Source organism: uncultured Cetobacterium sp., assembly GCF_947039425.1.
Lineage (GTDB): Bacteria > Fusobacteriota > Fusobacteriia > Fusobacteriales > Fusobacteriaceae > Cetobacterium_A.
The window spans coordinates 1-3068 of sequence record NZ_CAMQYW010000240.1 but is presented as its reverse complement, the minus strand read 5'-3'; the positions used below and the strand labels follow the sequence as shown (position 1 = coordinate 3068).

Below are 3068 nucleotides of genomic sequence, written 5' to 3'. Positions count from 1 at the left end.
AAGTCCACCACCTACATAAGTTTTCTCAACTATATTTACATTGGCTGTTTTCACCATTACATCTGCACTTTCAATAGCTGGTACAAGTCCTTTTGTTTCTATAAATCCAAATGCTTCCATTTTAATCCTCCTTTATTTCTAAAGGTTTATTCACCCAATTTTTACCCTCAGAAGAGTAAAAAACTTCACATATATTTTCTGAGTTAAAATTAATATATGTATTTTTTGGAAGATATAAAATATCCCCTTTATTTCCAACATATTCATTTCCTTTAATAGAAATATTAACACTCCCACTAACTATATAAAAAACTTCATTATATTCTATATTCCAAGAAAAATTAGATTTTCCCATTTTTAAAACTCCTGAAACTTTTCCAAATTCCTCATCATCTAGAATATTTTGAAAAGAAATATTATTTTTCTCATTTTTAGTATTCAACTTTTCCATTTTTATTGAATTACCTTTTATTACAATAAATCCACTTGGATCTTGAATTTTTTCAAACTTTAAGTTTTTCATATTAAGAAGTTTTCTTATCATCTCTTCAAGTAAGTTATTATCTAAAAGATTTTTAAATAATTCCAACATTTTATCCATATTGCATTGACTATTTTCAATCTCAGTTTTTTCTAAAACTTTAATGTTATTAATTTTAATAGTATCTTGTGCTGCTGGAGTTAAAATTGTATTTTTTTCTAAGTATATCTCCTTAACTCCCTCTAATACATATTTTTCTACATCTTCAGAACAGATCAATTTTTTCATTATGTTAATCCTTTCTATTTTATTTCACAGTCTTCATCTATTATTCCCACAATAATAGCATCAACTGGCACATTTTCTCTACCTAACATCTCTCTAGCAGAGGAACCCATAGTTATAATTACTCTATCTCCTATTCCAGCACCAATTATATCTACAACAACTAATCTTTTTCCTTTTCTGTTTTCACAAATCTCTTCAGCTAACATAAATTTTAATCCATTTAACTCTTCAGATTTTCTTGTGGCCCATATATTTCCTATTAACTTTCCTAGTATCATAGTTATTCCTGTATCTCTTTTGTACAGCTTAAAGCTATTCCAAGAGGTGTTACAAACATTGGATTTTTAGGTTTATATACATTTAATTTTGTATATTTTCTTAAAATATCTTCAATTCCAGTTAAACAAGCTGTTCCTCCAACTAAAGATATATCCTTTACATTAAAATCTCCCACATGATTATTAATTATATAACCTATTTTTTCAATAACAGGTTTTAAAACAGGCAATAACTCTTTATGGTTTTTAATATCTCTTTTATAGATATCTGCTTCTTTAAATGGTAATTTATATGCTCCTGAAATCACTAAAGAAAAATGTGTTCCACCAGTTGGTTCATCTGTTACATATATTACTTTACCATTTTCAATAACTGAGGTTCCTGTTGTTCCTCCACCAATATCAACAACAGCACCATTTTTTAATTTTAAAACCTCATTAGCAGCTGTTGGTTCATCTAATAAATTTGTAATTTCAAATCCAGCAGCTTGAATAACGTTTTTAATTGCTCCAGAATCAAGGTGATCTGTTCCTGGAGGTATTGCCCCAGCAGCATAGATTAAAGTAGTTCCTAACTTTTCCTCTATCTCTCCTTTTAACTCTCTTACTAATTTAATAGCTCCTAAGTAATCAACAATCATTCCATCTTTTACAACATCAGCATATCTATATGCTCCAGCTACTGGATTATAGTTTTCATCTAAAACTGCTAAAACTACACAAGCAGTTCCTAAATCAACTCCCGTATAATAAACTGAAGATTTAGTTTTTATTGGATTTTTTATAACTCTTTCAAACTGATCAACTAATTTATCACAGTATTCAAAAGTTATATCTTTATTTGGCATTTTATCCTCCTACTAATCTAGTTATTATATTGGTTAACTTTTTAATAACTATATCTATATTTTTAATTAATAACTCCTCTTCCATAGAGTTTTTTACCAATTCTAATTCACTTAAAATATACTTTAATTTCTCAATAGATTTACTATTATCTTCTTGAATACTCTTTGAAATATCTGCCAATTCTTTAGATAGATTAAAAATATCTTGTGAAATATAGGTATCTTTTTTTATTTTAATTGGTTTATTCATAGATTCATTCTCTTTTATCTCTATATTTTTACTTTTTAAAAACTCTTTTCCATTTAAAGTTATTTTATCTGTTTTTTCCACATAAAATGTTGTAAAGCTCTCTCTTTTATATATCTCTCTTAAATATTCCTCTGTTATATATTTCAATTTTTCACCAACTTTTTTATTTTATAATTAGTGACGAATAACTTTAACAGGTAAATCATATTTTTTTACCAATGATTCAATTCTATTTAAATCCTCATCATTAAGAACAACCTCATTTTTTAAAGAATACTCTTTTCCCAACTGTTTATACTTATTAATTCCCATTTTATGATATGGTAATAGATCAATTCCTTTAAAATTTTTAAATCCTCTATATTTTTCAAGTAATTCCATTAATTTTTTAAGATCTTCTGGATCATCATTTACACCTTTTAATAATGGCATTCTTATTTGAACATTATATCTATTTTTTAAAAGCTGATCTAAATTTTCAAGTATCTGTTCATTTCTAACTCCAGTCCAATGAAGATGCTTATCTGAATCAATATGTTTTATATCAAATAAAAATAAATCTGCAAACTCTGCTGCTTTTAATATTACTTGTGATGTTGTATATCCGCATGTTTCAATAGCTGTATTTATTCCCACATCTTTACAAGCCATTAATAAACTTATAGCTGCTTCAGGTTGCATAAGTACCTCTCCACCACCTAAAGTAACTCCTCCACCAGATGTTTCATAGAAAATTCTATCTTCCTCTATAATATCTAACAATTCAGATATTTTCATATCCTTTCCCACTAAGTTAAGAGCTGATTTTGGGCAGATACTAATACATTTTCCACACCCTATACAACTTTTATTATTGTCAACACAATGGATGGAAACATCCATTGTGTTGACAAGATCGGAAGAGCGTCGTGTAGGGAAAGAGT

5 protein-coding genes are annotated in these 3068 nt (G+C 27.5%); all 5 read right to left on the bottom strand.

The genetic code is table 11. The features are described from left to right. The coding region (locus Q0V09_RS09835) for a BMC domain-containing protein (protein WP_297489069.1) at positions 1-120 on the bottom strand (120 nt) is incomplete at its 3' end. 1 nt (position 121) lies between these two features. Next, positions 122-769 carry a cupin domain-containing protein gene (locus Q0V09_RS09830; RefSeq protein ID WP_297407612.1) on the bottom strand — a complete coding sequence of 216 codons (648 nt, stop codon included), beginning with the start codon at positions 767-769 and terminating at the stop codon, positions 122-124. A 14-nt stretch (positions 770-783) separates the two neighbouring features. Continuing rightward, the gene (locus tag Q0V09_RS09825) at positions 784-1047 is read right to left on the bottom strand and encodes a EutN/CcmL family microcompartment protein (protein ID WP_297407614.1); all 264 of its coding nucleotides are present in this window, start codon (positions 1045-1047) and stop codon (positions 784-786) included. 2 nt (positions 1048-1049) lie between these two features. Then, on the bottom strand, positions 1050-1895 hold the full coding sequence (eutJ, locus tag Q0V09_RS09820; RefSeq protein WP_297407616.1) for an ethanolamine utilization protein EutJ: 846 nt from the start codon (positions 1893-1895) through the stop codon (positions 1050-1052). A gap of 1 nt (position 1896) precedes the next feature. After that, positions 1897-2292, bottom strand: coding sequence for a hypothetical protein (locus Q0V09_RS09815; protein ID WP_297489066.1), 396 nt, complete (start codon positions 2290-2292; stop codon positions 1897-1899). Positions 2293-3068: the final 776 nt, after the last annotated feature.